26 protein-coding genes, 1 tRNA gene and 2 pseudogenes are annotated in these 26,967 nt (G+C 69.2%); 16 read left to right on the forward strand and 13 right to left on the reverse strand.

All coding sequences use genetic code 11. The features are described 5' to 3' along the window. Window positions 1-667 precede the first annotated feature (667 nt). Together ABZ956_RS15155 and ABZ956_RS15160 are read left to right on the forward strand one after the other, a co-directional pair. A complete protein-coding gene (locus ABZ956_RS15155) occupies window positions 668-3,136 on the forward strand; it encodes a Helicase associated domain protein (protein WP_361892491.1) in 2,469 nt (822 codons plus the stop codon). Between the two features lie 204 nt (window positions 3,137-3,340). Continuing rightward, the gene (locus tag ABZ956_RS15160; protein WP_361892493.1) at window positions 3,341-3,541 is read left to right on the forward strand and encodes a hypothetical protein; all 201 of its coding nucleotides are present in this window, start codon (window positions 3,341-3,343) and stop codon (window positions 3,539-3,541) included. A 436-nt stretch (window positions 3,542-3,977) separates the two neighbouring features. Here the strand turns inward: ABZ956_RS15160 and ABZ956_RS15165 are convergent, their stop codons facing one another. After that, window positions 3,978-4,508 carry a DUF6790 family protein gene (locus tag ABZ956_RS15165; protein WP_361892496.1) on the reverse strand — a complete coding sequence of 177 codons (531 nt, stop codon included), beginning with the start codon at window positions 4,506-4,508 and terminating at the stop codon, window positions 3,978-3,980. A gap of 56 nt (window positions 4,509-4,564) precedes the next feature. On the opposite strand from ABZ956_RS15165, the gene ABZ956_RS15170 reads away from it, so the two are divergent. From ABZ956_RS15170 to ABZ956_RS15190, 5 genes are all read left to right on the forward strand, one after another. Beyond that, complete coding sequence (locus tag ABZ956_RS15170; RefSeq protein ID WP_179079135.1) at window positions 4,565-4,981, forward strand: MarR family transcriptional regulator; 417 nt, start codon at window positions 4,565-4,567, stop codon at window positions 4,979-4,981. Window positions 4,982-5,237: 256 nt separating this feature from the next. Beyond that, window positions 5,238-5,768 (forward strand): hypothetical protein, encoded by a 531-nt coding sequence (locus ABZ956_RS15175; protein WP_361892500.1) that lies wholly within the window; start codon window positions 5,238-5,240, stop codon window positions 5,766-5,768. An 896-nt stretch (window positions 5,769-6,664) separates the two neighbouring features. Further along, window positions 6,665-7,396 carry a hypothetical protein gene (locus ABZ956_RS15180; RefSeq protein WP_361892503.1) on the forward strand — a complete coding sequence of 244 codons (732 nt, stop codon included), beginning with the start codon at window positions 6,665-6,667 and terminating at the stop codon, window positions 7,394-7,396. Between the two features lie 161 nt (window positions 7,397-7,557). Then, window positions 7,558-7,953, forward strand: a complete 396-nt coding sequence (locus ABZ956_RS15185; protein ID WP_361892506.1) for a hypothetical protein — start codon at window positions 7,558-7,560, stop codon at window positions 7,951-7,953. Window positions 7,954-8,004: 51 nt separating this feature from the next. Then, window positions 8,005-8,319 carry a hypothetical protein gene (locus tag ABZ956_RS15190; RefSeq protein ID WP_361892509.1) on the forward strand — a complete coding sequence of 105 codons (315 nt, stop codon included), beginning with the start codon at window positions 8,005-8,007 and terminating at the stop codon, window positions 8,317-8,319. A gap of 531 nt (window positions 8,320-8,850) precedes the next feature. Here the strand turns inward: ABZ956_RS15190 and ABZ956_RS15195 are convergent. Further along, the gene (locus ABZ956_RS15195) at window positions 8,851-9,690 is read right to left on the reverse strand and encodes a helix-turn-helix transcriptional regulator (RefSeq protein ID WP_361892512.1); all 840 of its coding nucleotides are present in this window, start codon (window positions 9,688-9,690) and stop codon (window positions 8,851-8,853) included. Between the two features lie 127 nt (window positions 9,691-9,817). On the opposite strand from ABZ956_RS15195, the gene ABZ956_RS15200 reads away from it, so the two are divergent. Beyond that, entirely contained in the window at window positions 9,818-10,882 is a 1,065-nt protein-coding gene (locus ABZ956_RS15200; RefSeq protein ID WP_361892514.1) for an aldo/keto reductase, read from the forward strand. 385 nt (window positions 10,883-11,267) lie between these two features. Here ABZ956_RS15200 and ABZ956_RS15205 read toward each other — a convergent pair. After that, window positions 11,268-11,504 (reverse strand): annotated as a pseudogene (locus tag ABZ956_RS15205) (transcriptional regulator); the annotation flags it as partial. Window positions 11,505-12,053: 549 nt separating this feature from the next. Between ABZ956_RS15205 and ABZ956_RS15210 the strand changes: the two are divergent. Both ABZ956_RS15210 and ABZ956_RS15215 read left to right on the forward strand, forming a co-directional pair. Further along, window positions 12,054-13,547, forward strand: coding sequence for a helix-turn-helix domain-containing protein (locus ABZ956_RS15210; RefSeq protein WP_361892517.1), 1,494 nt, complete (start codon window positions 12,054-12,056; stop codon window positions 13,545-13,547). Between the two features lie 190 nt (window positions 13,548-13,737). Continuing rightward, window positions 13,738-14,088 (forward strand): hypothetical protein, encoded by a 351-nt coding sequence (locus ABZ956_RS15215; RefSeq protein ID WP_361892520.1) that lies wholly within the window; start codon window positions 13,738-13,740, stop codon window positions 14,086-14,088. A gap of 414 nt (window positions 14,089-14,502) precedes the next feature. Here the strand turns inward: ABZ956_RS15215 and ABZ956_RS15220 are convergent, their stop codons facing one another. From ABZ956_RS15220 to ABZ956_RS15235, 4 genes are all read right to left on the reverse strand, one after another. Further along, entirely contained in the window at window positions 14,503-15,129 is a 627-nt protein-coding gene (locus ABZ956_RS15220) for a flavodoxin family protein (RefSeq protein ID WP_361892522.1), read from the reverse strand. Between the two features lie 109 nt (window positions 15,130-15,238). Next, complete coding sequence (locus ABZ956_RS15225) at window positions 15,239-15,697, reverse strand: carboxymuconolactone decarboxylase family protein (RefSeq protein ID WP_361892525.1); 459 nt, start codon at window positions 15,695-15,697, stop codon at window positions 15,239-15,241. 70 nt (window positions 15,698-15,767) lie between these two features. Further along, window positions 15,768-16,658, reverse strand: coding sequence for an RNA polymerase sigma factor SigJ (sigJ, locus tag ABZ956_RS15230; RefSeq protein ID WP_361893245.1), 891 nt, complete (start codon window positions 16,656-16,658; stop codon window positions 15,768-15,770). A gap of 213 nt (window positions 16,659-16,871) precedes the next feature. Beyond that, window positions 16,872-16,945: transfer RNA gene (locus ABZ956_RS15235), tRNA-Met, on the reverse strand. A gap of 706 nt (window positions 16,946-17,651) precedes the next feature. On the opposite strand from ABZ956_RS15235, the gene ABZ956_RS15240 reads away from it, so the two are divergent. From ABZ956_RS15240 to ABZ956_RS15250, 3 genes and pseudogenes are all read left to right on the forward strand, one after another. After that, on the forward strand, window positions 17,652-18,026 hold the full coding sequence (locus ABZ956_RS15240) for a hypothetical protein (protein WP_361892528.1): 375 nt from the start codon (window positions 17,652-17,654) through the stop codon (window positions 18,024-18,026). 461 nt (window positions 18,027-18,487) lie between these two features. Continuing rightward, a pseudogene (locus ABZ956_RS15245) lies at window positions 18,488-18,586 on the forward strand (IS5/IS1182 family transposase); the annotation flags it as partial. 90 nt (window positions 18,587-18,676) lie between these two features. Next, complete coding sequence (locus ABZ956_RS15250) at window positions 18,677-19,570, forward strand: methyltransferase domain-containing protein (RefSeq protein ID WP_361892531.1); 894 nt, start codon at window positions 18,677-18,679, stop codon at window positions 19,568-19,570. A gap of 106 nt (window positions 19,571-19,676) precedes the next feature. On the opposite strand, the gene ABZ956_RS15255 is transcribed toward ABZ956_RS15250, so the two are convergent. Continuing rightward, window positions 19,677-20,600, reverse strand: a complete 924-nt coding sequence (locus ABZ956_RS15255) for an LLM class flavin-dependent oxidoreductase (protein WP_361892534.1) — start codon at window positions 20,598-20,600, stop codon at window positions 19,677-19,679. Between the two features lie 127 nt (window positions 20,601-20,727). Between ABZ956_RS15255 and ABZ956_RS15260 the strand changes: the two genes are divergently transcribed. Continuing rightward, window positions 20,728-21,132 (forward strand): MerR family transcriptional regulator, encoded by a 405-nt coding sequence (locus ABZ956_RS15260; protein ID WP_361892537.1) that lies wholly within the window; start codon window positions 20,728-20,730, stop codon window positions 21,130-21,132. Between the two features lie 72 nt (window positions 21,133-21,204). Here the strand turns inward: ABZ956_RS15260 and ABZ956_RS15265 are convergent, their stop codons facing one another. From ABZ956_RS15265 to ABZ956_RS15280, 4 genes are all read right to left on the reverse strand, one after another. After that, window positions 21,205-22,191 carry an aldo/keto reductase gene (locus tag ABZ956_RS15265; RefSeq protein ID WP_361892540.1) on the reverse strand — a complete coding sequence of 329 codons (987 nt, stop codon included), beginning with the start codon at window positions 22,189-22,191 and terminating at the stop codon, window positions 21,205-21,207. A 140-nt stretch (window positions 22,192-22,331) separates the two neighbouring features. Next, window positions 22,332-22,901: a transcriptional regulator gene (locus ABZ956_RS15270; RefSeq protein WP_361892543.1), complete on the reverse strand. Its 570-nt coding sequence runs from the start codon at window positions 22,899-22,901 to the stop codon at window positions 22,332-22,334. Beyond that, window positions 22,901-24,586 carry a helix-turn-helix transcriptional regulator gene (locus tag ABZ956_RS15275; protein ID WP_361892546.1) on the reverse strand — a complete coding sequence of 562 codons (1,686 nt, stop codon included), beginning with the start codon at window positions 24,584-24,586 and terminating at the stop codon, window positions 22,901-22,903. The genes ABZ956_RS15270 and ABZ956_RS15275 overlap by 1 nt, the downstream gene beginning before the upstream one ends. Continuing rightward, on the reverse strand, window positions 24,583-24,870 hold the full coding sequence (locus tag ABZ956_RS15280; protein ID WP_361892549.1) for a helix-turn-helix domain-containing protein: 288 nt from the start codon (window positions 24,868-24,870) through the stop codon (window positions 24,583-24,585). Before ABZ956_RS15280 ends, ABZ956_RS15275 begins: the two co-directional genes overlap by 4 nt. A gap of 242 nt (window positions 24,871-25,112) precedes the next feature. Between ABZ956_RS15280 and ABZ956_RS15285 the strand changes: the two genes are divergently transcribed. Further along, window positions 25,113-25,466, forward strand: coding sequence for a hypothetical protein (locus tag ABZ956_RS15285; RefSeq protein ID WP_361892552.1), 354 nt, complete (start codon window positions 25,113-25,115; stop codon window positions 25,464-25,466). A gap of 132 nt (window positions 25,467-25,598) precedes the next feature. On the opposite strand, the gene ABZ956_RS15290 is transcribed toward ABZ956_RS15285, so the two are convergent. Next, complete coding sequence (locus ABZ956_RS15290; RefSeq protein WP_361892555.1) at window positions 25,599-25,805, reverse strand: hypothetical protein; 207 nt, start codon at window positions 25,803-25,805, stop codon at window positions 25,599-25,601. Between the two features lie 300 nt (window positions 25,806-26,105). Between ABZ956_RS15290 and ABZ956_RS15295 the strand changes: the two genes are divergently transcribed. Continuing rightward, window positions 26,106-26,864: a nucleotidyltransferase domain-containing protein gene (locus ABZ956_RS15295; protein ID WP_361892558.1), complete on the forward strand. Its 759-nt coding sequence runs from the start codon at window positions 26,106-26,108 to the stop codon at window positions 26,862-26,864. Window positions 26,865-26,967 lie beyond the last annotated feature (103 nt).

The raw sequence follows: 26,967 nt of genomic DNA on the forward strand, positions 1-26,967 counted from the left end.
GCTGCTCTTCGCCATGGACGAGCTGGCCGACCGCATCGAGCGCCGTGTACGCGACCACGCCGGCGCCCTGCTGGACCCGGCGACCGACGCCGCGGCGCGCGGTCTGCTCCGCAGACACGACGCGCCGTCGCTACGCGACGGAAAGACGGCACCGCACTCCGTGCGGTGTTCCGGGACTTCGTCCCGGGAATCCGGGCCACTCCGTGGCCCGGGAGGCCAACTCCGTTGGCCTCGGGCTCGGATCGCTCCGCGATCCGGCCTGACGGAACGCGCTCCGCGCGTTCCTAGGGCTGGCTAGAGGTGACGGGGGTGGCGGCGCCTCAGGTGACGGGAGATCAGGGAATTGAGGTTCACCCGTCATTGGGGTCAGGTGCGGGAGGTGAAGTGGCGGGGAAGGTTCGCCACAATGGCTCCAGGATAGCAGAAATGAACGGATCAGAACACTCCTAACCGGCAGCGTGCGTCATTCTGAGAGGCCCGCTACCTTATGGAGAGACAAGCCACCCCCACCATGACCTAAGGAGCCGCTAGAAGGCAACGAATAGCCACCCGAAAAACCGTTTCTCAAAAACTGGATAAACGCCCATTATCCAGCTCCGAGACTTCCATCGCAACCAGACTATAGCGGTCCTGAAAACACGTCAGACGCACGACGAAGGGAAATAGCGTGCCAGGTAAAGACCTGTTTCCGCATCAGGTGGAAGCGGTCGATGCCATCCTCCATGCTCTGCAGACGCCCGCCGACGGGCACCTCCCGGCCGAGGGGCTGCGCACCCAGGTCATCGCTGCGACCGGCTCGGGCAAGACACTGATCGCCGCCGAGACCGCCCAAAAACTGGCCGCGCGGCGGGTCCTGGTACTGGTGCCGACTCTGGATCTGCTGACACAGACCGCAGCCGCATGGCGGGAGGGCGGACGTACCGGGGCGATGTTCGGGGTCTGCCGGCTACGGGCCGAGGACGCTGACGGCGTGCCCTGTACGACGGACCCAGCCGAGCTCGTGGCATGGGCGCAGGGGCTGGAGCGGGTGACGGTCTTCGCCACCTACGCCGCCGTCGGCCTGGGTATTCTCCAGCGCGCCCATGCGGCGGGCCTTGAGGTGTGGGACCTGATGGTCGTGGACGAGGCCCACCGCACCAGCGGGGACGCAGGCAAGCCCTGGGCGGCCGTCCACGACCAGGCAAAGGTCCCGGCGGCCCGCCGGCTCTACATGACCGCCACGGCCAGGATCTGGGAGGCTGCCGAAGGCAGCCGCGACGAAGCACCCCGGCTGATCGCAAGCATGGATCCGGACTCCGCCGTGTTCGGGCCGGTGGCATTCAAGCTGACCCTGTCCGAGGCCGTCAGTCGCGGACTGGTCGCGCCCTACCAGGTCGTGTGCGTCGACATCACCGACCCTGAACTCCACCAAGCGTTCGAACAGGCTGGGCCCGGCTCGGACGCGGCGCGCGGTGCCCGGCTCGCCGCCTTGCAGACCGGCGTCCTCACCGCGGCGGCGCAGGAGCGGCTGCGGAAGGTCCTGACGTTCCACAGCAAGATCATCGAAGCCGAAGCCATGGCCGAGGGGGTTGCCGACGTCGCGCGGCGACTCTGGCAGGACGACCCGCGCCGGTTTCCGGCGCCGGAACGGGTGTGGGCCGACTGGCTGTACGGCGACCATGCCCCGAGCCACCGGCGCGCCGTACTCACCGAGTTCGCCTCCGACGTCATCGAGGACGAGGACGGGCTGCGGCCGGCAGCGCTGCGTGTGCTGAGTTCCGTGAAGGTGCTCGGCGAAGGGGTCGACACAGCGAACTGTGATTCCGTCGCTTTCTGCGACGCAAGGGGATCCATGGTCGACATCGTGCAAATGGTCGGCCGCGCGCTCCGCATAAAGCCCGGCGAGGGGAAAATCGCATCGCTGATCGTCCCGGTATTCCTCGCGTCGGGTGAAAGCCCGGACGAAATGCTGACCTCTCCGGCCTACGAAACCCTGGCGAAGGTCCTCGGGGCGCTCCGCGCACACGACACCGACACCATCGAAGCCCTCGCCGACCCCCGCGTGCGCAGCGGGAGTTATGAGCCGGAGGAGGAGGCCGGTGAGGCCGGCCGGGAGCGGCCGGAGAGCGAGCGGGGGCCGAGTGTGCCCGCGCGGGAGCTGCTGAAGTTCAGCACGCCTCGGGATCCGGCGCTGCTGGCCCGGTTCGTGAAGCTGCGGGTGATCGAGCCCGAGAACGCCTTCTGGCGGCGTGGCATCGAGGCTGCGGTGCGGTACGTGAAGGAGACCGGCGCCGTGCAGCTGCGGGTCCCGTACGACTTCATCACGCCGGAAGACTGGGTACCGGCCAGGTTTCCGCTGGGGACGTGGCTCGCGGACCAGCGGCGCTTCCACAAGGCTGGACGTCTCGCCTCGGGTCGCGTCGCCGAGCTGGACGGGCTCGGGATGGTCTGGTCCCACCAGGATGTCGCGTTCGAGGAAGGGCTCGCCGCTGCCCGGGCCTGGGCTGAGGTGCATGGGCACTTCCTGCCGCCGGCCACCGCCGTCTGGGATGGTTATCCGGTCGGGACCTGGGCGAAGAACCAGCGCACCGCGGCCCGGCTCGCGGACACCATCGCCGAGCGTCGCGAAGCCGGGCTCCCCGTCGCGTCCAGCGCCAAGGCACTCACCGAAGCGCGGCGGGAGGCGCTGGATGAGATCGACCCGGGCTGGTGCCCGGCCTGGGACGCGGGGTGGCAGCGCTGCTTCCGCCTCGCCCAGGCACACGTCCAGGGCGGCGGGGCAGTGCCGACAGCGGCGGGTGAGGTGATCGTGCAGGGCGAAGACCTCGGCCGTTGGGTCCAGACGTGCCGCCTCGGCTGGGACGCGCTTGTGCCCGTCCAGCAGTGGCTGCTCGCCAACGTCCTCGGCCTCACCCCGGGCGAAGAGCATGAACGGCCCGTGAAGCGCACGCAGGAAGACAAATGGGCGCTCAACCTTCGGGCGGCACGCCAGTACCACGCCCGCGAAGGCCACCTGAACGTGCCCCGGAAACACGTCGAGATCGTGGAGGACCAACCGGTAAAACTCGGCACCTTCATCGACAACACCCGACGCAGGGCCAGCAAACTCACCGAGCAACGCCGCACCGACCTCGACACCCTCGGCATCCGCTGGTAAAGCCGGGCCGGGAGCGCACAGCGCGGGTCTCCAGTGCGCTCCCGCTCCTGGACGTCAGGCGACGGCCCCCAACAGCCCCCACATGCCTCCCGGCCGGGACACTCAGGCACGGCTGACGACCGGGTTCCCGGTGGCCTGGGGGTGGATGCCCTGTGGCTTGGCCTGCCGTTAAGGATCTTGACAGGAGAGGCAAGGTGCCACTGAGTGACGGCCGTCCAGGCCACGAAGGGGAAGACTCATGCTCGGACCTTCAACGTCGTTAATCCGCACGAGGACGGAATCTCACTCGACACGTTCGTCGACTGGCTGGCGACAGCCAAACATCCCCTGACGCGCATCGACGATTGCGACGAGTGGCTCGGCCGCTTTGAGATCACCCTGCGCGTGCTGCCCGGCCGCCAGTAGCAGCATTCGCTGCTCCCCCCCTGCTGCACGCCTTCGCGCGGCCGCAGGAGCCCCTGGCCGGCTCCGCTCTCCCGGCGGAGCACTTCCGCGCGGCAGTGCGGGCAGCCGCCCTCATCAAGGGGAACGACATCCCGCATCTGTCGCAGGACCTGATCACCAAGTACGTGGCGGACCTTCGGGCACGGCATCTGCTGTGACCGATCCCGAGGGAGACCGTGGGTGGTCATTGACGAACTGCGGTCGGCGGCCGGGCTGTGACGTGAACCCTGAGATGGCGTCAGTTTGGCAGTGAATTCTGATGTGTGCTCTTCGCGCTCATCTCCTCCAACCGCCGGACAGGGGCAACCGGCGCTGACGGGTCTGAGCTTGGGGTACGCGGGAAGGAACCGGGCTTGAGCAGGGTGAAACCAGCTCGGCGGATTGTAATTGGTTGCCCTCAGGCGTGGGCTGCGGTGGCGGGTTGTTCGGTGGTGGACAGCCGTTGCGAGCGACGGGCGAGGGTGATCATGACTGCGGGGAAGAGCACGTCGCAGACCAGGACCCCGCCGCCGTTGCCGGGAGCGTGGTTGCCGTTGGCGAACCACTGGTACACGTGGCCGATCACCGCGCCCCAGAGGAACATGCCGGCGCCGAGGCCGACGGTGATGCGCTCACGGGCCGTGGCCGAGGGCGAGGCGGCGCGAAAGCCCATGACGGCGAGGCCGAGGTTGGCGAAGGCGATCTCGAACTCGAAGGGGCTTCGGTTGAAGCCGATCACGTCGGCCATCCCGTCCGGGGCGGTGACGAACGCGATCGTCAGCCACAGACTCCCGCAGCCGAGGGCGGCAACGGCCCACCATCGCTGCCAGGTTTCCAGCGCCGCTCGGCGGGAGGGGCTGTGCCGGGTGCGGATCAGCGCACCGACAGCCGCTACGAGCACCCAGACCAGAGGTAACGCGGACTGCGCCGCGTAGGAGAACTCACTCATACCAAGAGTCTTGCATGGTTAATATTAACCCCGCAAGACTCTGGTACGCTCGGCCCATGGACGACGGACTCGCTGACTTGCTGCATCGCGTGGTGTTCCTGCTCGGAGAGGCCGCGCGACAGCGCGACGACGGCTCCGCCGGGCTGAGTTACAGTCAGATGCGCCTGCTGGGAACACTGGAAGACCTGCAACCAGTGACTCAGCACCGTCTGGCGCAGGCGCTGTCGGTCTCCGACCCCGCGATCAGCCGCGCACTGCGCCCACTGGAGGCAGCCGGGCTCGTCCAGGTCCGCCCCGATCCCGACCACGGACGGCGACGACTGGTCAGTATCACCGACGCCGGCCGCAAAGCCTTCCACGAAAGCGGGAAACCGCTCTACGACGAACTGCGCAACGCCCTGCTCGAGGCCGGCTTCCCCTACGAGCGGTACCTGTCCGACACCGTCCGGCTGGTACAGATCCTGGAGAAGTGAAGCAGCAGGCGGATGCGATGCAGGTCTTCCCGGTCCGCCGCGATGCGCCAGCCCCGATCGAAGCGGCCCGCCCCAGCGCCGCCACCAGGCCGCGGCTACCCAGGCCGCCACCCTGTGCCGGGCCCCGGGCCGAACGCGCTGCCCCGAAAGCGGAGACGGCTGCGGCCCTACCGCAGCAGGCTGTTCGCTGGCTGTGTGAGGCATCCCCCTCCCGTCGTCATGGCGCTGGTGGCCCGGGAAGGTTGACCATGTAGTCATGATCTCCTCGCCCCGCCCGCCGCACGTCGGTGGCCGACCGGATCCGACAGGCGGGACTACCGCGCCCGGTGGAGAGTCCGCTCCCGCCCGCGGGTACCTGCTGGACAACGCGCGCGCCGAGGCCGGCGAGCGGTTCCTTTGGCTGGCCGAGCTGTTCGACGGTGTGACGCGCGGGCACTTCGACCGGCTGGGGGTCAGGGCCGGCTCGCGCTGCTGGGAAGTGGGGGCCGGTGGCACCAGTATCCCGCAGGCGCTCGCGGCGGCCGTCGGTCCGACCGGGCACGTGCTGGCCACGGACATCAACCCGTCGTGGCTGCAGGCAGGCAACGGGTACGAGCCCCACCCTGGCAGGAGACCCGATGTCACCAGGCCCGCCGACACCCGCGACCAGCACATCGCCGACCTGCGGGCTGCGGGCTGCGGGCTGCGGGCTGCGGGCTGCGGGCTGCGCTCCAGCATGCGGTCACCCTGCTCTACTTCTGCGCCGGCCGTGAGGCAGCCGCCGACCCGGTGCAAGCGGAGTCGCTGATCGCAGCTACTGATGGCATGAAGGGCATCCTGACCCGCACTGCGCCCTGAGTCGGCCGATTCGGGGTTCAGAAACAGGCTCTACCGCAGCTTCGAACGACTGGCTCCAGGACGTGCCCGTCGCGTCGTCCGGGCCCGGGTCCGTTCGGGGAGCGGGGCAGGCTGACGATTCATCCACTGCTCAGCCCGCGACCACGCAGCCCGGCTCATCAGTACGTGTACCGCCTCCGGCAGCTCCGCGCACTGCTGTCGGCACCCCTGCGCGCCGCAGTGCAGGGGGGATGCCTGCATGCCCAGGTCCGGGTAGTCCATGGATTTCGGTGGCAGGTAGACACATCCACAGCTCACGCAGGTGAACACGGGACGCATTCGATCAGGTTGCTCCATAACGGGCCCCTCCCTACGGCACGTCACATTTTCCCTGTTCCCCCGCAATTAGTGCAGGCAGAGACGAAACGGTGCGTAACGGCCACCTCCTGGCCATTCTCATCACGCTCGACCGAGTGCAGCTCCTTCTCGGTCAAGCCATCGCCCAGGCAAGCATTTGCACTGCTGCTCCTGCCCGTCGGACATCTTGGAGCCTCCTCGTAGGCTGACACGCTGCCGGGGCCTTCCGGAGGACCGGAGCGCGTATCCGAGCGTACGCGCCCGAGCACTCACCGGGAAACGCCCCACAGCGCCCTTGCCTCACTGACACCCAGATGACGAACCGCTACCGACACTCTCGTGCAGACCGCCAGCCAGGGGCGCGGCCCGGTCGGGCGGCAGGAGCAGAAGTGACACCGAGGTGGGAGGACGCAAAACCACCAAGTGCCCCGTCCGATGCACGCGAATCCGGTGTGCTGGGCAGCAACACACCGGCACTTCTACTGGGGAGCGATGATGACCGACATCCGTATGAGCTCTGACGTACGGACCGCGCTGGGGCCGGACGGGGTCGCCAAGGCTGGAGCGGTCACCCTGAACAACGCGATCTGCCTTGGCTGCGAGAAGAAGATCTACCCCAGCGAGCCGGCCAACGTCGTCGTACGGATCGGCGGCCGTGTCGCACACATCCGGTACGCGCACGACCGCTGCCACCCCTCGGCCGTCGTCGAGATCCCCGAAGCCCGCTCCCCCAGGCCACCGGCCGCGCCGGAGGACGGGATGGCGATGCGGATGACCGCCGCCACCGTTGAACACGGCCGCGTCGTGCTGCCCACCCTCATCGCCGAACTCGAAGCACCCATCTACCTCAATACCGGGACCGGCGCGGGCTCCGAGCTCCTGGACGTCCTCGCCTCCCGCGTCCTTGCCCGCGGCTTCTCCCCCGTCGGCCGGATGCGCCAGGCACCCGCGCACGCGGACCGGTGGCTGGCCACCTACACCACCCCTGCCGGGCCAGACCGCATCTCGCAGCTGACCGTCATGGAGCCCGACGGGACGCTGTTCTACACCGGCACGATCGCTCCCCCGCCACAGTGGACCGCCGGGGTCGAGCAGTACGGCTGGAGCGTGATGTACGTGGGGAAAATCGGACTCGCCGGGGTTCCCGCCAGCGACCAGAAGGCCAAAAACCGCCTCATGCGCGAAGCGGCAGCCGCTGGACAGTTCGTCGGTGCACGCGTCGCCGTCCATCGCCTCGGCTAGCCGGCCGCGCGCCCCGCCGCCTTAAGCCACCGCCCGGTACGTCAGCTCGGGGACCCCACCGGGGGCTTCCCCTGTCGGGATTCCCCCGTGTGGGTGGCGCCGCCGGGAACGCGAGTGCGGGAGGCTGCTTCTGAGCAGTCTCACGGCAGGAGCGACCTCAAATGATCACCGTCCACATGAGCCCTGACGTCCAGAAAGTGCTGGGCCCGTTCGGGATAGAGCAGGCCCGCCAGGAGGCGCAGAGCGCGGACTGCGCCTCCTGCACGAAGCGGATCACCGGCAAGGCGAACGTGGTGGTGACGGGCGCGGACGGCCCGCAAGTCCGGGTGTGGTTCACCCACCCCGGCTGCATGCGCTCGGCAGTGACGCGGCTCAAGACCGGCACCCCGAACAACCCCGTGGACGGCATCCGGATGAGTACCCTGCCGCCCAGCGCCTCCGGGCATGGACTGGCGGTGCCGGCCGCGGAACTCGTCAGCCCGCAGTTCTTCGCCGACACCCCCCAGACCGAACTCACCGGCGTTTTCGCGCCCTACCTCCAGCGCCGCGGCTTTTAGCTCGCCTGTGACACCACCACCCCACCGCCGCTGGTCAAGGAGTGGAGCGCCGTGCTCACCGCGGCGCCGGGCCTGCCGCCGGCGACCAGCCTCCCTGCGATCGTGGACCCGGAGGCCGCCGTCTTCTTCACCGGGCCCGTCTTCACGCCCACCCGCTGGCGCCGCACGGCACTCGAGGCCGGGGAATGCGCGCTCTACTACGGGCCCGCCGGCCTCGATCCCGCCTCCCGCGACTTTCCCGCCCAGCACCGGCTCCTGGACACCGCCGCCCGCAACGGGCAGCTCCTGGCCGCACGGATCCCCTGCATGGACAACACCGGCTTCCAGGACTCCATACGCCGTGACGCCCTGCCCGCGGGTTCCTGACGAAGGCGGGGACGCCCGTGATCATCCGCAGTAGGTTCGCATCCGCCATGTCATGTGCCGACGCCATGACCAGGGCTGTTGCAGAATTCTCAGACCGTGTCACCGGCGAGCAATTCTCATACTCCGTGTCAGATCCTCGCCCCGCCACCCGGCCCCGAAGCTGTCCTGTTGCGTTGGGTTTGTCTGTGGATCTTGTGCTGATCTGCGGGATTGCCATGTCGAGTGAGAACGCTCGGCGTGGGAATCTCAGTGCACCTGGCTTCCGCGGAATTCGGGGGTGGGCTGCGAGCCGAGTCGTCGCAGGATCTTCAGGAGGAATCTGGCCTGCTGGGCGTCTGGAACGCGCGAGCTGTGCAGACGTTCTGGTGGAGCGGGTCCTGCCGGGCCGAGGCTGGTGCAGATCCGCGCGAACCGTCACCTGAGCTCGGCGGTCGTTGCCATCTTGACATCTGACGCCGATGTACGGGTGCCCGTTCTCCCTGTCGCCGGCTGTTCGCTGAAGCGCCAGGTGGCCAGAGTCCCGGGCGACCGTCACCGCGCGCACAGCCGGTCCAGGGATGCGAGGCTCTCCTGGTCCGCGGCGCGGTAGACCAGCAGCCGCAGCTCCGGGTCCTCCAGCGGGAGCAGGACCTCGAAATCGACGGCGATCGCCCCGACAGCCGGGTGCCGCAGCAGCTTGCGGCCGCGGCCGTTCACGCGGACCTCCCGCTCGGCCCACAGGCGCGCGAAATCCTCATCCTGTGCGATGAATTCGGCGACCAGGCCGGCCAGTGCCCGGTCCTGCGGGTGGGCGGCCCAGGCCGCGCGCAGGTGGGCGACACCGTCGCGCAGCGCGGACTCGCGGTCGGCGTAGAAGCCGCGCATCGGCGGGTGCAGCAGGCAGAGCCACATGGCATTGCGCCGCTCCGGCGGCACGGCGTCGAAGTCCGGTAGCAGCCGGGCCATTTCGGGGTTCCATGCCAGCAGGTCGTAGCGGTGGTTCATCAGTACGGCGGGCAGCGGGGAGAGGTCGTCGACCAGGCGGGCCAGCGACGGCGCCGGGCCGGCGGCTGCCCCGCCGCCGGTGCTGCCGGGGCGGCGGCGTCCGGCCAGGTCGAAGAGGTAGTCGCGTTCGCCGGGCGTCAGCCGCAGGGCCCGGGCCAGCGCCGCCAGCACCTCCGCGGAGGGCCGCAGCCCCCGGCCCTGCTCCAGCCGGACCACGTAGTCGGTGCTGACCCCGGCCAGCTCCGCGACCTCCTCGCGGCGCAGTCCGGGCGTCCGCCGGGCCCGCCGGTGCGCGGGCAGGCCCAGCCGCTCCGGGTCCAGCCGTTCGCGCCTGCTGCGCAGGAAGGCGGCCAGTTCCTCGGTGGTGTCCACGGTTCGTGTCGTCATGACCGGTCCAACCGCCAGGGTGGGACCGGCCTTCCCAGGAAGTTCCCTCCCTTATCCGGGGACGGCCGCCGCCGCAGACTCGGTCCCGGCAACGGAACGCGAGCACACGCGAGCACAGGAGGACCTGATGGCACTGGCATTGGACGACTACCGGCTGCTGGGCCGCTCGGGACTGCGGGTTTCACCGCTGGCCCTGGGCACCGCGACCTTCGGCACCGAATGGGGCTGGGGCGCCGAACGGGCCGAGGCCCGCAAGCTGTTCGACCGCTACGTCGGGCTCGGCGGCAACCTCCTCGACACCGCCGACACCTACACCGAGGGCAGCTCCGAGCGCCTGCTCGGCGAGTTCGCCCACGAGGAGCGCGAACGCCTGGTGCTGGCCACCAAGTACTCGACCCTGCGCCACCCCGGCGACCCGAACTCCGGGGGCGGGCACCGCAAGGCGCTGTTCGGATCGGTGGAGGGCAGCCTGCGGCGGCTGGGCACCGACTACCTCGACCTGTTGTACCTGCACGTCTGGGACTTCCGGACGCCGGTCGAGGAGGTGCTGCGCGGCCTGGACGACCTGGTCCGGCAGGGCAAGGTTCTGTACGTGGCGATCTCCAACACCCCGGCCTGGCAGGTGTCCCGGATGCAGGCGATCGCGGACCTGCGCGGCTGGTCGCCGCTGGTCGCGCTGCAGGTCGAGTACAGCCTGATCGAACGCACCGCGGAGCGCGACTTGATCCCGATGGCCCTGGAGCTGGGCCTGGGCGTGGTCCCGTACTCGCCGCTCGGCGGCGGGGTGCTCAGCGGCAAGTACGGCCGGCAGGACGTGGGCGCGACGGGCGCCGGCCCCGACGGGAGCACCCGTCGGAGCCACAACCTCGCCCTGGGCACCCTCACCGAACGAAGCCTCGGCGTGGCCGGAGTGGTCCGGGAGTTGGCCGGGGAGCTGGGGCACACCCCGGCCCAGGTGGCGCTGGCCTGGACGCTGCGGAAGCCGGGCGTGACGAGCACGCTGCTCGGCGCCCGCACCCCCGCCCAGTTGGAGGACAACCTGGGCGCTCTGACGGTCGAGCTGACGGGCACCCAGCTGGCCCGGCTCGACGCGGCGGGCGCGATCGACCTCGGCCAGCCGCACGAGCTGCTGGCGAGCGAGCCCATCCGCCGGGTGACCACCGGCGACCTGCGGATCGAGACCCGCCGCTGACGGCCGGCCGTCAGCGGCGGGAGCCGCGGTCTGGAACCGCGGTCGGTTCATCGTCCGGGCGAGCCACGTCCGGTTCGCTACCGCCGTCGGACTCCGTCGAACATGCCCATCGGCCCCTCCGGCCCTCGCGTACCGGCTGCAAACGACCGTGACAGGAACGATGAGAACGCAGCCTACGGCGTGAGACCGAACCACCCGAACGAGGCAAAGACCATGCCCGGCACGCGAGGCACTGCGAATCCGGCAACACGGATGAGACCGCGTGAGAATCCGCCATCTGCCGTGCGACAGGACAGAAGCCGTGACCAGCGCATTCTCAAGACATGACATCCACCTGACAACGAACCTGAGAAAATGACACGGGATCTGAGAACCTACAGCTCTTCTAGGCGGCGAAGCCGACGTTGGTGACGTACTCGTACTGACCCCACTGCGAGCCCAGGTCGACGATCGTGTCGGTCCAGGCGTCGTCGAGGGCCTGGTGGTCGGCGGTGGCCCAGGCGTCGACGATGCGGTCCCAGCGGCGTACGTTCATCGTCCGGTACTCCACGACGCGCTGGAGCCGGCGGGGTACCTGGGACTGGTTGAGGGGGTGGATCTCCACCCGCTTGCCGCGTCCCTCAGAGGCTGGCCGCCGCCTTCCAGCAGCAGATGGAGGCGGTGCCGTACGGCGGGAAAGGACACCCGGCCGGGAGGTGACGTTTAATTGCCTCGGCCGACACAGCGGCAGCACGTTCGGGCTGGCCACCCCGTGGACGGTCAGGTGCGCCACTTCCAGCCCCTGGCCCGCGCCCTCGGCGCAGCGGGGTGGGACTGCTTCGGTCTCCGCGGCGGACCCGCCGCGGTCGGCGGGGGCGAGGCGGCGGGATCGAAGCGCTAGCGGCGTTTTAGCTGGCGTGCGTACGCCGCATCCGGCCGGCTGGACTCTGCTGCCTGACGGGCTGCTCCTTCGGCGCGGCTGTGGTGTTCGCCGTGGCCCGCCTGCTGCGGGGGTGGGCGGCCGTGGGAGTGCTCGTCCGTGGGCTGGGGCGGTCGGTTGTGTCCGGGCGTGGGTTATTGAGGGGCGAATGGGCATGCGCAGGCGTGTAGCCGCGCCCATGGCGTCCGGGGAGGGCCGGAGGGCAGGCCTGCTTTTGGTGGCCCGTCCATGGGGCAGCAGTGAGGAGGATCGGTGGCGATTACTCAGGCGCGGCGGCAGGTCGGGCAGTTGGACGGGTTGCTGGATGAGATGCGGCGTCAGGCAGCGCGCGGCGCCGATCCGGACGTGCGAAGGATCCTCGAGTGGTTGCATCAGCAGACCAGTGCCCATGTCGCGTTGATCGCGAGTGACGCGCACGGGGTGGAGGCGACCAGCCCGGGTTTCCCGCGGGCGGTGCTGTCGCCGTTGACGGAGCTGCTCGCGCGATTATCCGGTGGGCAGCTGGCCGCGGCCGTAACCCAGGCCGAAGGGCTGCACGTGCGCTGTCAAGCACTCGGGCCACATGGGCCGCGCTCGGTGCTGGTGGTGGCGAGTCCTTCGGAATCGGCCCCGGAGACAGCTGTCCTCGTCTCCCACACCGCCAGCGTTCTCACCTTGCTGCGCCAGGCCGGGGACAGTGACCGTACCTGGCGTGCCTACCAGCGCAAGGCGCGTCAGGTGCGGCTCGCCGTGCTGCACGCGTTGCTGGCGGGAGGACCGATCCTGGCGCGCCGGATGACCAGCGGTGCGGTTCCCCCGTTGCTGGAGGCCGACCGACTGCGTGTGTATCTGTTGTTCTGCCCGTCGGCCGACCGTGACCGCATCGCCTGGACGCACGAGGATCCTTCCGGTTACCACGGTCCCGACTTGATGGTGCATTGCCCGGTCTTCAAAGAGCATCTGATCTGTCTCGTCGTGGAGGACGATGAAGGAGACGACTCGGGTGGTCGGTCGTCCGGGCTGGGTGAGGTCCTGCGTCGTCTGGTGTGCGACAACCCTCGCTATGCGCTGGGCGTCAGCGGCGCGCATCCCCTTGGGGCAACGGCCGAGGCATATGGCCAGGCTGCCCATGCCTTGGCCGCGGCCCGCACCACTCCCGGCCGCGTGATCTTTTATCACGGTCAGACCCCCTTGGTGAGCGTTCTTCGCCAAGAACCCGCCACCCGTTGGTCCCGTGAGCTTCTGCGACCACTGGACTCGGTCCCGAAGACCAGCGTCGACATCACCCGCCTGTCCATGATCATGCCCCGATCCGGCGTGGCCCGCCTGCTCGGCCTGAGCCGTAACACCGTCACCGCGCATATCAAGCACACGGAACAGGCTCTCAAGCAGGACCTCACCGGCGTCCGCAGTCGTGCCGCCGTCCACCTGGCCCTTGCTCTCAGCAGCTCCGGCGCCGCCCCTGCAACCGACGAGCGCCAACCGCCTCCCACGCTGGACGACTTGCTCAGCGCCGAACCCGCTGCCGCCTGGGCCCGGGCGCTTCTCCGCCCCCTGCAAGCTCGGCATCTGCGCACTCTGCGGGTGTGGATCGATACCCATTCCGACGCCCAGCAGGCCGCCCGCCGCCTGGGCATCAGCCGCAACACAGTCCGGGCTCATCTGCGCGCCGCCGAGGCCGCCCTCGGCCTTGACCTGCTCACCCACGGCAGCGGCGTCCATGATGTCGTGCACGCGCTCCGCATCGCCGAGATCCACGGCTTCTGAGCGGCGTGCACAACCGGTCCCGGAATTTGCGCACCGTGCACATGGACCGGTTTATGCGCCACCTCCTACGGTTTTGACATGTTCTCCCGGCAGGAGAAGTGCGACCGGGAGAGTGACCGGAATACCTGTAGCTCGACGCCCTGCCCTGAACCAGCGGCATGGGCAGACCGACACGAAAGGCGGAGAAAACATGACCAAGACAGCACGCGGACTGTCCATCGCGGCTACCGCCACTACGGCGCTTCTCCTCGGGGTCTCGAATGCCGGTGCCACTGCCCAGTACGGAGATTTCGTCCAGTGGCAGCGGAGCTGCGGCACCGATTACGCCGGTTCCGTCTCCAAGAGCAAGGCCGTCACCGGCAAGGCCGACAACGGCCACTGCGCGGGTCATGCCTGGGTCAGGGTGAAGTACAAGAACGGAAACTGGAGCAGCTGGAAGCACGGAAAGCGCCAGGCCGTCATCAAGAGCTCCGGCGGCAACATCGTCAAGGCCGCCCACAAGGGCTGCGCCGGCTGCAAGAAGTACTACACCGAGCCGTAAGGCTTCTCCGCAAGGACCCCGGGTGCAGATATCAGGTACCAGCGGTCTCCCCCGCTCACGGGATCAGCAAGGCGCCATTTGCCGTCGGCGATGCCGGCCACGTACGCGAGCGAGGGCAGAGGTCGTGGGCAGCCAGGCGCTACGCGTCACCTGCCGCACCTCTGCCCTGCGGCGCTGTGGGCGTCGTGTGAAACTTTTCAAACGTCGCCCACAGAAGCGATGCTCAACACGGCCGTCATCACGCTGACCCGCCGCCTGACGCGGCCCCGCCGCTGCCCCAGCGTCGCCCCGCCGCGGCCTGGCGAACTCGTCCAGGCCGCGTGAGGCCAGCTGTACGGGCGGCACGCGCGGAACGGGGCGCGCGGGCCGGGCGCGTACGTCGCTCACGGGCGCCCGGCACCTGTGGAAGGCGGATCAGGCGGCGACCGCGGCGCGGCCGGCGGCGTACACCGCGGCCTGGGCGGCGACTCGCCGGCCGAGGTGTTCGGCGGTGGCTATGTCGGCCTTGTGGACGCCGTCCGGGCCCCGGTCGGTGTCGGTCTGCGCGCCGGCGCCCAGGTAGAAGCCGAGGCGGTTGAGGTCGTTCTCGGAGGAGGTGGTGGAGTGCCAGCCGGACGGCAGGCCGAGGTTGATCCAGTGCATGCCGTGCTGGGCGGCCAGCACGGAGAAGAACTGCAGGGTGTTCAGCTTGTCGCCGCTCTTCGCACCGGAGTTGGTGAAGCCCGCCGCCAGCTTGTCCTGCCAGGCGCGGGTCGCCCAGCGCTTCGAGGTGGCCTCGGCGAAGACGTGGAAGGCGCCGGAGGCGGTGCCCATGTAGGTCGGCGAGCCGAAGACGATCGCGTCGGCGGCGTCGAGCAGCGCCCACTGCTCCTCGGTGATCTCGTCGACCTTGACCAGGTGGACGGTCGCCCCGGTGTCGGCGGCGCCCTCGCGCACCGCTTCGGCCAGCACCGCGGTGTGGCCGAAGCCCGAGTGATAGGCGATGGCGACGACCGGCGGGACGGCAGCGGTGGAAGAAGCGGCCGGGGCGGGCGTGGTCATGATGGCAGGGCTCCTTAAGGATCGTGCCGCGTGGCGCGGCGCGAGGCGGTCATTTTCATGACGGTGGGGGCTTCGCCGGCCCGTATCACCGTCGGTGGCAGCGTCGAGGTCAGCTGTTGACGGGGTAGCGGCTGGTGATCGCGACGCGGTTGAACGCGTTCATCAGGATGGCCAGCCAGGAGACGGCCGAGATCTGGTCCGCGGTGAGGTGGGCCGCGGCGGCGTTGTAGTCCTCGTCACTGACGTGTCCGTCCGACACGCGGGTGACCGCCTCGGTCAGGCGGAGGGCGGCGCGCTCGGTCTCGGAGAAGTAGCCGGTCTCCTCCCACCCGGGCAGTACGGCGATCCGGTCGGGGTTCTCGCCCTTCTTGAGGGCGTCGCGGGTGTGCATGCGCAGGCAGAACGCGCAGCCGTTGATCTGGGAGGCGCGGATCTTCAGCAGCTCGGTCAGGAGCGGGTCGAGGCCCGCCGCGGCCGTGGCCTCTTCCACCTCCTGGGACAGGGCGATGAGGGCCTTGTAGGAGGCCGGGTGCTGCTTGCCGATGTTGACGCGCTGGGGGTCGTTCATCGTTCCTTCGATTCGTCGGCCGTGTGCCTTCTCATCAGGGAGACGAGGCAGCCCCCGCGGGTGTGACAGCTCAGACGCGCGCGAGTTTGTCGGGATTGACGACCCTGCGGTACGCGGTGATCAGACCGTCGGTGATCTGGACCGTGTCCACGCAGTGGACCCGGCCTTCGCGGTAGAGCACCAGGGCGAGCTCACCGCCGACCTCGGCGAAGGCGATACGGTCCGGACGCCACCGGCGCCCCACACGCACCATGACCTCGGCGACGCGCTCGCCGCCGTGGATGAGCTTGCGCGCCGCGGCAACCTTGCCGCCACCGTCGGTGACGAAGACGGCGTCCGGGTGCAGGAGCCTGACCAGGCCGGCCAGGTCCCCGGCCTCGTACGCGGCGCGGAAAGCCGCGAGGACGCGTTCGCGCTCCGCCTTCGACGCCTGCGGCACGGACTGCTTGGCCTTGGCGACCCGTCGTCGCGCCCGTGAGGCGTGCTGCCGGGCGCCCGGCACCGAGAGGTCCAGCACTTCGGCGATCCTGGCGAACTCGAGACCGAAGACATCGTGCAGGACGAAAGCCACCCGCTCCGGCGGGCTCAGCTCTTCCATGATCAGCAGCATCGCCGAGCCGACGGACTCATCGACGAGTACCGGCTGCGACGCGTCCGGCCCCGTCAGCAGCGGCTCCGGCAGCCACGGCCCGACATAGCTCTCACGACGGACACGGGCACTTTTGAGAATGTCGTACGACCGCCGCGCGGCCACCGTCACCAGCCAAGCCCCCAGGTCACCGACGTCCCGCAGATCCGCTGCGGCCGCCCGCAACCACACGTCCTGGGTCACGTCCTCGGCATCGGCCACGCTCCCCAGCAGCCGGTAGGCCACACCGAAAACCGCAGGCCGGTGCCGCTCCCAGCCGGCCGCGAGCGGATCCTCCTGCTCAGACCGTCCGGGCCCGTGCCCGTCACCCATACCGATCGCGACCTCCTCCAACGTGCGGACCAGCGTAGCCACCCGAACTCGGGATCTTCGAAGACGGCTCCGCAGAAGCGAGCGAGTCCGCTCAGACCGACGACGTAGGACGGCGGTAGCTCATTGTGGGAAAAGGCTTGTGAAACACCCACGTAGAGACGGCCCGGAATGCGGCAGGGCCCGGATCTCCGGGATCCGGGCCCTCTTCAGCAGTAGCGGGGACAGGATTTGAACCTGCGACCTCTGGGTTATGAGCCCAGCGAGCTACCGAGCTGCTCCACCCCGCGTCGGTGGTCCCCACAGTACGCCATCACAGCCGACACCGCGGACCACTTTCTGCCGGGGCCGGTCGATAGGTTCTCATCCGCCATTTCATGTGCCGAGGCCATGACCAGGGCTGTTCCCAAATTCTCAGGGCCATGTCACCCCGAGGAATTCTCATACTCTGTGTCAGATTCCCACCCGGCCGCTCATCCCCAAAGCCGTGACCAGCGCATTCTCAGAACATGACATCCGCCTGACAACGAACCTGAGAAAAAATGGCGCGGAACTTGAGAGCCTGCAGAGGAAGTCGAGGTCGCTGTCGAGGGAGCTCTGGCGGCTGCGCGGATGGGTGGGGCGCGAGGGGGTAGTTCGCGGCTGTGGCATCTCGAATATAGAGACGATGGATCGTTTCGCCGCGCGTCGTATGAGTGGTTTATTTCATGAAACAAAAGCCTTGGTCCCAGGCGGGGCATACTGGGGCAGAGCACGCCCACGGGTGTCAAAAAGTCGCCTCGCGCGGCTGCGACACAGCCTTGTTGCCGCCCTCGGTGGTCTTGACGCTGATTGCCGGGGCGGCTGATCTGCTCACCGGTATGGCCTGTGTCGATCACCCGCGCTGTCCGCGCTCCCCCAAAGGAAAGAGGAGCCACGAGACGGTAGCTTTCACGTGGTTTCCATGTGTAGTAGCCGTATGGCCGAAGCATCCGTGCTGCCCTGAATGCAGCGCTCATGAGGTTCATCGTGGACATCATCCGCGATGAGAAAGGGGCTTACGTGTACGTGTGGAAACGAATGGCGAGGCTGACACTCGTCGCGGGTTCGGCGATCGTGCTGGTGACCGGCGTATCGACCAGCGCACAGGCAGCTATGGGCGATTTCTTCTATAACCGGGCCGATACCGGATTCCGGGAGGTCATGGCGAACCCGCCGGACGACGAATGCATCGTGATGCCCGGTGGCGGGGGCGTCGTCGACAACTTCACAGACACCGTCGCAACCCTCTACAGGGACGAGGGCTGCTCCATCCCGCAGGACACGCTGCAACCGGGCTCCAGTGGGGCCTACGGCGGCGCAACCGTCCCGCACTCGGTGTACTTCGGCTAGAAGGGCGCACGCAGCACACGGGGAGGGCGCTCCCGGGCGCCCTCCTGACCGGCTCTCAACTCCCGCCACTCTCAGCAGATGCCACACGGCTTCTAACTGAGCGTCTGGTCCTGTCTCAGGGCAGTGTGTTGCGCTTTTCTGGCCATGGCGTCCCCGACGCTGGAGAGGCCGATGGGACAGGAAGCCTGCGATGTGGCATGTGGGGCTGTTTTATTCCGGCTTCTCCTGTGTCATCCCAAGGCGCCCCAGCCAGCAGTCATTTGCCCGCTGGCCAGGTCGGTTGCCGCGCAGTACATCGGAAACATGACTCCGCGCCGTGGCTACCCCAGCGCTCTGTCCGATGCCCGCCGGCAGCTGATCGAACCGGTACTGACCGCCTGGCGGGCCGAGCGCCTGGCGGGCTGAGCGCTGCGGGCGGGGCCTGGACATCGGCCGCCCGAGTGCGACCTGCGCTTCCCGCCATCGACCACCGCGCCCGCCTGGGCATCGACGTCCACCCCGTCCAGCGGCCCCCGGGAACCCGCGGATTCACAGTGATCCCCAGGCGCTGGACGATCGAGTGGTAGGACGTGCGGGGTTCGCCGGCTGTGTGAGGCATCCCTCTCCCGTCATCGTGGCGCTGGCGGCCTGGGAAGGCTGACCATGTAGTCATGATCTCCTCGCCCCGCCCGCCGCACGTCGGTGGCCGACCGGATCCGACAGGCGGGACTACCGCGCCCGGTGGAGAGCCCGCTCCCGCCCGCGGGTACCTGCTGGACAACGCGCGCGCCGAGGCCGGCGAGCGATTCCTTTGGCTGGCCGAGCTGTTCGACGGTGTGACGCGCGGGCACTTCGACCGACTGGGGGTCAGGGCCGGCTCGCGCTGCTGGGAAGTGGGGGCCGGTGGCACCAGTATCCCGCAGGCGCTCGCGGCGGCCGTCGGTCCGACCGGGCACGTGCTGGCCACGGACATCAACCCGTCGTGGCTGAAGGCAGGTGACGGGTACGAGGTGCGCCGGCACGACGTCGCCGCTGATCCGCCCCCGGAGCCGGGGACGTTCGATCTGGTGCACGCCCGGCTGGTGCTGGTCCATGTACCCGACCGGGCGCGCGCGTTGGCCACGATGGCGGCAGCGCTACGGCCCGGCGGCTGGCTGCTGGTCGAGGACGCCGATACCGCTCTGCAGCCACTGGCATGCGTGGACGACAGCGGCCCTGCGCAGCGGCGGGCCAACCGGCTGCGTGACGCGGTCCGGGAGCTTCTGGCGCGCCGCGGCGCGGACCTGTGCTACGGCCGGACGCTGCCGCGGGCGTTGCGTGAGGTCGGCTTGGTGGATGTCGCGGCGGCGGGCTCTTTCCCGGTCGGCGGGCTGGCCTGCGACCGGCTGGAGGCGGCGACCATCCGGCACGTGCGCGGCGAGCTGCTTGCGGCGGGCCTGGCTGACGATGCCGAGATCGATGCGCACCTGGCCGCCATCGATGCGGGCGAACTCGACCTGACTCTTGCACCGCTGATCTCGGCGTGGGGGCGACGTCCAGCCGAGCGCCTTCCGGCAGTCGGTTAGGTGCGGTTCCGGGTGTTGTGGAGCCTTCTGCGGGATGGCCTCAGGTTCTGGGGTGCCGCCGAGGTGCTCATCTGGTTGTTCATGTGTGTGGTTCTTTTGCAGGGGCTCAGCTGCGCAGGAGTTCGTGGGTACGGGCGAGCAGGTCGTACTGTCGGCGCAGGTTGCTGCCTGAGAGGTTGATGACGAATGTGCGTGCACCCGCTTGGCGGTATTGGTCAAGTCGTTCGGCCAGCTGCTCGGGTGGTCCGCTGACCACGAGGCGGGTCGCCTGCTGCTCGGACAGGCCCTGTTCACCGGTCAGCGAGCGCAGGTAGCGGATCAGGCGCTGGTGATCGTGGCGGTTCTGCTTGGTGTCGGTGCTCAGTGCGGCGAACACCGTGGTGCCGATCTCGGGTGTCTGAGCGCCTGCTTCGGCTGCCATCGTCGTCAGTTGGGCCGCTCGCTCGCCCAGTTGTGCGGGTTCGAGCAGCGAGGCAAGCCATCCGACGCCGTGGTCGAGGGCGCGCCGTAACGCGCGGTCGGACGTGCCGCCGACCCAAAGCGGGGGCGCGGGAACGGCGGGTTCGAGCGTCATCACCGGCTCACCGGGCACGGTCAGCAGCTTCGTCGGCCGGCCGGCGAACAGGTCGGGCAGCGCCCGTAGCATCTCCTCGGTCCGGCGGCCCCGCCCGGCGAAGGGGACCCCGCCCAGCGGCCAGTCCTGCGGGTGTACGCCCGCGCCGACTCCCAGGACCACGCGGCCACCGGACAGATACTGCAACGACGACAGCTGTTTGACCGCCCAGGCCTGCTGCCGCAGCGCCAGCAGCATGACCCCGAAGCCGATCCGTACGCGCTCGGTGACCGCGGCGGCCGCGCTCAGCGCGACCACGCTCTCCAGGAACGGGGTGCGCGCGCACAGGTGGTCGCCTGCCCACACCATGTCCAGCCCGACCTGCTCGATGTGCCGGGCCAGCGCGGGGATCTCGCCGATGTTCGTATCGCCGCGTTCGACGAAGGTCGGAAGGCAGACACCGAGGTTCACTGGCATGCCGGTCCTTTCCCGGGTGGGCGGCCGCGCTGTTCAGCCCTTCGAGGGGTGTTCGAGGGGTGGCGGCCTTCGACGTTTGGTGAGGCTGACCTTGCCTGCTCAACCGGGGTTGAGCTCAACTGGTTCGATGAACGATCTGGCATCGATCCGGCACGTCGCCGACCACTTCGGTCTGCCCCTCTCGACGTTGCACTACTGGGAGCGCCGCGGACTCATCACGCCTCACCGGCGCTTGGGTCATCGTCACTACGACGCCGATCAGATCTACCGGATCGCGCTGATCCGTCTGTGGCGGGCTACCGGGCAGATGTCCCTCGACGAGATCGCCGCGGTCCTTTCCGAGGGTGCGGATGCTTCCGGCTGGCGCGAGACCGTCACCGCCCGGATAGCCGCCATCGAAGCGCAGCTGGCCCGGCTGGATACCGCACGCGGCTACCTGCGCGGTCTGCTCGAATGCCGGCGCGAGGATGCGCTGGAGCGTTGCGAAGGCTTCCGTGCCCAGGTCACTCTCCCGACGAAGGATCGTCAGTGATGCGTACCGTTCGGGCAGGTTCCGGGGCGCGCGTGGTGCTGTTCGGTGCGGCCGTCCGGGCGTGGTGGGGGCTTAGCCGTTGACGTAGGTGAGGCTGGTGGCGTCGTAGCGGGTGCCCGCGATGTGCTGGGGTGGGGCGGCGGCTTCGATGGTGGCGAGGTCTTCGGTGGACAGTTCGATGGTCAGGGCTGCGAGGTTCTCCTGAAGGTAGCGCTGTCGGCGGGTGCCGGGGATCGGTACCACGTCGTGGCCGCGGTGCTGTACCCAGGCCAGGGCGAGCTGGCCGGCGGTGACACCCTTGGCCGCGGCCAGTTCGTTCAGCTTCGTGACGATCGCCAGGTTCTGTTCGAGGTTGCCGTCGGCGAAACGTGGCTGGCTGCGCCGTACGTCGGTGGCTGCCAGGCCCTCGAGCGAGTGGTAACGGCCGGTCAGGAAGCCGCGTCCGAGCGGGGAGAAGGGGACCAGGCCGATGCCGAGTTCGCGGCAGAGGGGGGCGATCTCGGTTTCCAGGTCACGGGTCCACAGTGACCACTCGCTTTGCAGGGCGGTGATCGGGTGTACGGCGTGGGCCCGCCGGATGGTGTGTGTGCCGGCCTCGGACAGGCCGAGGTGGCGGACTTTGCCGGCCTTGACGAGTTCGGCCATGGCGCCGACGGTCTCTTCGATCGGCACCTGGGGGTCGACCCGGTGCTGGTAGTAGAGGTCGATGTGGTCGACCCCGAGCCGGCGCAGGGATGCTTCGCATGCCTGGCGTACGTAGGCGGCGTCGCCGCGGATCCGGGTGGGCTCGCCCAGGCGGTTGGCGAAGCCGAACTTCGTGGCCAGCACGACCTCGTCGCGGCGTCCGGCGATGGCTTGTGCGATCAGTTCCTCGTTGTGCCCGGCGCCGTAGAAGTCGGCGGTGTCCCAGAAGGTGGCCCCGAGGTCGAGGGCGTGGCGCAGCGTCGCGATGGACTGTGCGTCATCCGCTGCGCCGTAGCCGTGGCTCATGCCCATGCAGCCCAGGCCTTGGGCGGGGACTGTCAGTTCGCCTAGGCGCCGGGTGGGGATGGTGGTCATGCTGTTGCCTCCTGGGCTTGAAAACCGTCTGCCCAGGACGCTAGGTATTGGAGTGCGCTCTATGTCAACTCGGTGTTCGGTGTGGGGGCGTCGCCGGTTGTTGTGGCTCTTGTGGTGCGCCGGGCCGTTGCCGGGGTCTTCTAGGCGGCGAAGCCGATGTTGGTGACGTACTCGTACTGGCCCCACTGCGAGCCCAGGTCGACGATCGTGTCGGTCCAGGCGTCGTCGAGGGCCTGGTGGTCGGCGGTGGCCCAGGCGTCGACGATGCGGTCCCAGCGGCGTACGTTCATCGTCCGGTATTCCACGACGCGCTGGAGCCGGCGGGGTACCTGGGACTGGTTGAGGGGGTGGATCTCCACGCGTGTGCCGCCGTCCGCGTTGAGGCGCGCCAGGAGGTGGCGGGCGACGTTGTGGCGGCGCACCGTGCGGTATGCCCCTTCGATGCGTTGCAGGTTGGCTTTCGAGGGGTGGCGTTTGCCCTGGAGCCATGCTGTGAGGGTGCGGTCGGTGACGGTCAGCCCGGCGTCCTTGGCGGCTTGGCGGCTCTTGGCTGACTTCGTCAGGTAGTGCAGGCGCGCTATCAGGCCGCGTTTGGCGGTGACGGGGGTGGCGATGCCGCCGGCGAGTTCGTCGAGTTTACGGGCGACGGCCTCGCTGCCTTTGATGCCGCGGGCGCCGTACTTTCCGAAGTCGAGGGTTTTCTCCGGCATTACTGCTGCTCCTGCCCGGCGGTGTAGGTGTCTTTGACCTTGACTTCGGTAACGCCGCGGCCTTCGGGGAAGACACGCCGCCAGTCGCCGATGACGTGGAGTTCGTCGGTGCCCATCGCACGGACGAGGGTCAGGCCTTCGTCGTGGGCCTTGAGGGCTTTGAGCCAGAGGTTGGAGAACGCCTGGGAGCGGATGATGTGCATCCAGTCGGGGCGGTAGAGCTCCCGGTTGTAGTTCGACTCGCCCATCGTCGAGACGAACTTGGAGTACATCGCCTTCACGTATTCCAAGGTGACCTCGTCGCCGGCGGCGATCGCGGAATCCCGGGCGTCCTTGAGGGCGACGCGGAATTTCTCCAGCAGGTTCTCGGTGGCGCCCGAGGTGTAGGACTCGTGGATCTGAGGGGGCGCGCACAGGCCGTACTTGGGGCCGGACAGGCGCAGCAGGAGGCGGAGGGTGGGTTCGGTGACCCACAGGGGGCCTGGTTCGTCGCGCCGGCCGATCGGGTTGGGCAGGACGGCTTCGTGTTCCCAGGGGGGTGGGGTGATGAGGTGGACGCCTGCGCGGCGTCGGTCGTGGGGGAAGCCGGTGGTGTGTTCGAGCTGGCCGAGTGGGAGGTGGGTTTTGAGGGCGGAGAGGTAGGCACCGTTGATGTCGAGCGCGGTCACCTCGTGCACGCCGGGAGGGAGCTCGTGGCGGGTCCACTTGGGGCGTGCTTCCCAGATCTGGTCCGCGCCGCGGGAGGTGGGCTTCTTGAGGATGTCGGGGATCCAGGGGTGGGCGATCACGTCGTAGCGGGCGCCCTTGCGGGTTTCGTCCAGCAGTCGCATCGCGTCGGGGATGGCTCGCTTGAGCAGCGCGGCCGTCGCTGCTTCCACGTCACCGTGGTGGGCGGTGAGTGCGGTCTGGACTGCGTGGCTGATCAGGTCGCCGGGGCCGGAGGGCCGGATGGGGCTGGAGGGTCGGATGGGGCGGGGCGGCTGCTGGAAGGCGCGGCGGGTGGTGCTCTTGGAGTGCTCGGGCGAGTGCGAGTGCGGGTGCGGGTGCGGCGGGTGGTTCGCGGGCTGGGCGGGGTGGGGGGGCTGGGCAGCGGCCTGGGTGGTCTGGGGGGTGCGGACAGCCGCCTGGGGGGGCTGGGGCTGGGGCTGTGCGGGCGTCGTGGCGGGCTTGGACGGTGACGTCGTCGCAGGTGACGCGGCAGGCGGCGTGGCTGCGGTGGTGCGGCAGTCGGTCGCGTCCAGGTGCTGGGGGAATCCCGCCACCTGGGTCCGGGCCGGGTGGCCGCACAGCACACAGGGCTCCGGCGCGGCGAGGGTCTCCACCTCGTCGGTGGCCTGTGGGGGGTTGGGGGTGCTGGTACTGGTGCTGGTGCCGGCAGGCGGGGTGGCCGGTTCGGGGGTGGGAGTGGGGGTGGGAGTGGGTGCGGGCTCAGGCTCGGGTGCGGTGGTGAGCTTGGTGGCCAGGCCGTCCAGTAGGTACGCGTACTTGGTCCGCAGCTCGCCGGAGGGGTCCCGGTTGCTCTCCCATGCGGCGACCGTGCTGGGGCTGACGCCGAGCGCCCGGGCGACCTGCGCTTTGGACAGGTGGGCCCTCTCCCGCAGTTCCTGGCGTACCTCGGGCGTGGGGAGGGGGGCTGTGGGGCCGACGGCGGCGAGCAGCGAGTCGATCGCGTCGAAGTCACTCACCGGACCGCCCCCTTCTTCGTGGTGGGGGTGGTGCGGCGGCGGGTGGCGGGTAGTGCTTCGCACGCCCGGGTCGGGCCGGCCAGCAGGTCCAGGGCGGCGACGCCGTAGTGCGCGGCCAGGGCGTCGACGTCGTCAAGGGTCCATGAGACCGCGCCGGTCTGCCGGCGTGAGATCTGTGTCTGTGTCAGGCCGAGCACCGATGCGATCGCTCGCTGTGACTCCCCGGTCGCCTGCATCAAGGCGGCCACGGTCAGGCGCAGCGATTCCTCCAGGCCCATTCCCATAGCAGACAGTTTAGCTGAGGACGATGGTTGCTGTGCATTGGTGATGCGTTTTTGCATTCAGGAAGGAATGTTCTGCGGCGGTGTTCGGCCGCCAGGGCATCGAGCCGATCGGCACATCCTAAGGGCGCGGGTCGGGCGGTGACTCGGTGTGGGTGGCGCGCCGGGGGCGGTTGCGTCTTGCCTGTCGGCGGCGGCCGGGTGCGGGCCGCCGTTCAAGATCACGACATCGTAGGCTCAAGATCATGCACACGACCTTGTCCGAACACGCCCGGTGTCTGTACGGCGACGAGTTCCGACCCGTGCCCGCGTGCGACCGCGAGCACAAGGAGCACTACTTCGTCGAAGAACTGACCTTCGCCGACGCCGACTCGATCCTGGCCATGCTGCGGGAGCTGGGCCCTCATATGGTCGAGAGCCGGCTTCCGGTGTGGGTGCGCAACCTCACCTACCGGCTGCTCCTCCTCCAGCGGCCCGATGATCCGGCGCTGATGCGGGAGGCGGCCGACAGCCTCTACCTTCACGGCCCCTTCTGGGACGACATCGCAGCCGACCTGCGCCGACGGGCCGACGCCCTGGAAGCTGTCCCCAGCCCCTGATACCGCCCGGCCCCGCTCCCGCGGACCACGGCGAGGAGTTCCCGGCCGCCCCTGTGCGGGCCGGGGGCGGCTATGACGTGGTGGGCGGCGCGGCCGGGGGCCGGGCGCGGGTCGTTCTGGGGGGCGCTGGTGTCATTGGGGCCACACGCTGCTGCCTCCGCCCCGCCACTCCACCAGCGCGGGATTGTCGAGGTCGACGTCGCGCAAGCCGAAGCGGCTCATGAAGCCTTCCAGGTCGCGCAGTGAGTGTGCTTTGCCCACCGACTCACCATGGATCCTCACCATCCGCGTGCCTTCCACGAGCGGGTGAACGACCACTGGGGGCTGTTGCTTTTCCATGGCCGCACAGTAATGCGGCACGCGCACGACATCGCGGAGCGCGGCGCGGGCGGCGCCCTGACTCCGCCGGTGTGGCGCAGTCGGCGCCGTACGGCACTGTGGGCGACGTCGGTACCGGGTCTTTTGTGGGCTTGTTCCGGTCCGTCTCGGGCGGGCGGCTGGAGGGGAGATAGGTTGGTGTCATGAAGTGATGGCATGTCCTGGTGCACCGGTCCGTATGGCGCTGTCCGAGCCTTTGCTCCGGCGTTCGTTTCGGTGTGCCCGTATCGGCCGTCCTTCACTTCGCACGATCGGATCGCTATGACCGACGATATTTTTCTCGACTCCGTCGCCGACCGGCTCGCCCGCCTGCCCGCCGTCCATGCCGTCGCCCTCGGCGGCTCGCGCGCACAAGGCACCCACACCGCTGACAGCGACTGGGACTTGGCCGTGTACTACCGGGGCGGTTTCGACCCCGGCGACCTGCGCGCTGTCGGCTGGGACGGCGAGGTCTTCGATATCGGCGCGTGGGGCGGTGGCGTCTTCAACGGCGGGGCCTGGCTCAGCATCGATGGCCGGCATGTCGACGTCCATTACCGCGACCTCGACGTCGTCGAGCACGAACTCGGCGAGGCCCGGGAAGGGCGCTTCCGCTGGGAGCCGCTGATGTTCCACCTCGCGGGCATCCCCAGCTACCTGCTGCTCGCCGAACTCGCCGTCAACCAGGTACTGCGCGGCACCCTGCCCCGCCCTCGGTACCCGCAGGCGCTGCGCGAGGCGGCCCCGCCGGTGTGGCGGGACCGGGCGGCCGCAACGCTTCATTACGCCGAGGGCGCGTACGTTCGGTCGGGGCAGGCCGCCGAGGTCGCGGGGGCGTTGGCCACCGCCGCGATGCAGACGGCGCACGCGGTGCTGGCGGCGCGCGGAGAGTGGGTCACCAACGAGAAGCGGCTGCTGCAGCGGGCCGGGCTACGGGGCATCGACACGATCGTGGCCGGGCTACGGCCGGAGCCCAAGGCCCTGGCGGAGGCGATCGCCGGGGCGGGGAGGCTGTTCGAGACCGCTGGTGAGGAGAGTTGAGGAGAGGGGCCGTGGGCGCGGGTGACCGGCCGGTGCGGTGACGGGCGGATGCGGTGATGGGCGGGCGCGGTGACCGGCCGGTGCGGTGATGCGGTGCGGTGCG

This window comes from Streptomyces sp. NPDC046261, from assembly GCF_040646235.1.
Taxonomy (GTDB): Bacteria; Actinomycetota; Actinomycetes; order Streptomycetales; family Streptomycetaceae; genus Streptomyces.

Excerpts from the sequence above, each read along its gene's own strand:
- ABZ956_RS15255 (WP_361892534.1), bottom strand. The coding sequence starts at position 20,600 with ATGCCAGTGAACCTCGGTGTCTGCCTTCCGACCTTCGTCGAACGCGGC.
- ABZ956_RS15185 (WP_361892506.1), top strand. The coding sequence starts at position 7,558 with ATGATCACCGTCCACATGAGCCCTGACGTCCAGAAAGTGCTGGGCCCG.
- ABZ956_RS15180 (WP_361892503.1), top strand. The coding sequence starts at position 6,665 with ATGAGCTCTGACGTACGGACCGCGCTGGGGCCGGACGGGGTCGCCAAG.
- ABZ956_RS15260 (WP_361892537.1), top strand. The coding sequence starts at position 20,728 with ATGAACGATCTGGCATCGATCCGGCACGTCGCCGACCACTTCGGTCTG.
- ABZ956_RS15215 (WP_361892520.1), top strand. The coding sequence starts at position 13,738 with ATGACCAAGACAGCACGCGGACTGTCCATCGCGGCTACCGCCACTACG.
- ABZ956_RS15240 (WP_361892528.1), top strand. The coding sequence starts at position 17,652 with ATGAGGTTCATCGTGGACATCATCCGCGATGAGAAAGGGGCTTACGTG.
- ABZ956_RS15225 (WP_361892525.1), bottom strand. The coding sequence starts at position 15,697 with ATGAACGACCCCCAGCGCGTCAACATCGGCAAGCAGCACCCGGCCTCC.
- ABZ956_RS15285 (WP_361892552.1), top strand. The coding sequence starts at position 25,113 with ATGCACACGACCTTGTCCGAACACGCCCGGTGTCTGTACGGCGACGAG.
- ABZ956_RS15200 (WP_361892514.1), top strand. The coding sequence starts at position 9,818 with ATGGCACTGGCATTGGACGACTACCGGCTGCTGGGCCGCTCGGGACTG.
- ABZ956_RS15290 (WP_361892555.1), bottom strand. The coding sequence starts at position 25,805 with ATGGAAAAGCAACAGCCCCCAGTGGTCGTTCACCCGCTCGTGGAAGGC.
- ABZ956_RS15250 (WP_361892531.1), top strand. The coding sequence starts at position 18,677 with ATGATCTCCTCGCCCCGCCCGCCGCACGTCGGTGGCCGACCGGATCCG.
- ABZ956_RS15175 (WP_361892500.1), top strand. The coding sequence starts at position 5,238 with ATGATCTCCTCGCCCCGCCCGCCGCACGTCGGTGGCCGACCGGATCCG.
- ABZ956_RS15220 (WP_361892522.1), bottom strand. The coding sequence starts at position 15,129 with ATGACCACGCCCGCCCCGGCCGCTTCTTCCACCGCTGCCGTCCCGCCG.
- ABZ956_RS15270 (WP_361892543.1), bottom strand. The coding sequence starts at position 22,901 with ATGCCGGAGAAAACCCTCGACTTCGGAAAGTACGGCGCCCGCGGCATC.
- ABZ956_RS15165 (WP_361892496.1), bottom strand. The coding sequence starts at position 4,508 with ATGAGTGAGTTCTCCTACGCGGCGCAGTCCGCGTTACCTCTGGTCTGG.
- ABZ956_RS15280 (WP_361892549.1), bottom strand. The coding sequence starts at position 24,870 with ATGGGAATGGGCCTGGAGGAATCGCTGCGCCTGACCGTGGCCGCCTTG.
- ABZ956_RS15265 (WP_361892540.1), bottom strand. The coding sequence starts at position 22,191 with ATGACCACCATCCCCACCCGGCGCCTAGGCGAACTGACAGTCCCCGCC.
- ABZ956_RS15170 (WP_179079135.1), top strand. The coding sequence starts at position 4,565 with ATGGACGACGGACTCGCTGACTTGCTGCATCGCGTGGTGTTCCTGCTC.
- ABZ956_RS15295 (WP_361892558.1), top strand. The coding sequence starts at position 26,106 with ATGACCGACGATATTTTTCTCGACTCCGTCGCCGACCGGCTCGCCCGC.
- sigJ (WP_361893245.1), bottom strand. The coding sequence starts at position 16,658 with ATGGGTGACGGGCACGGGCCCGGACGGTCTGAGCAGGAGGATCCGCTC.
- ABZ956_RS15195 (WP_361892512.1), bottom strand. The coding sequence starts at position 9,690 with ATGACGACACGAACCGTGGACACCACCGAGGAACTGGCCGCCTTCCTG.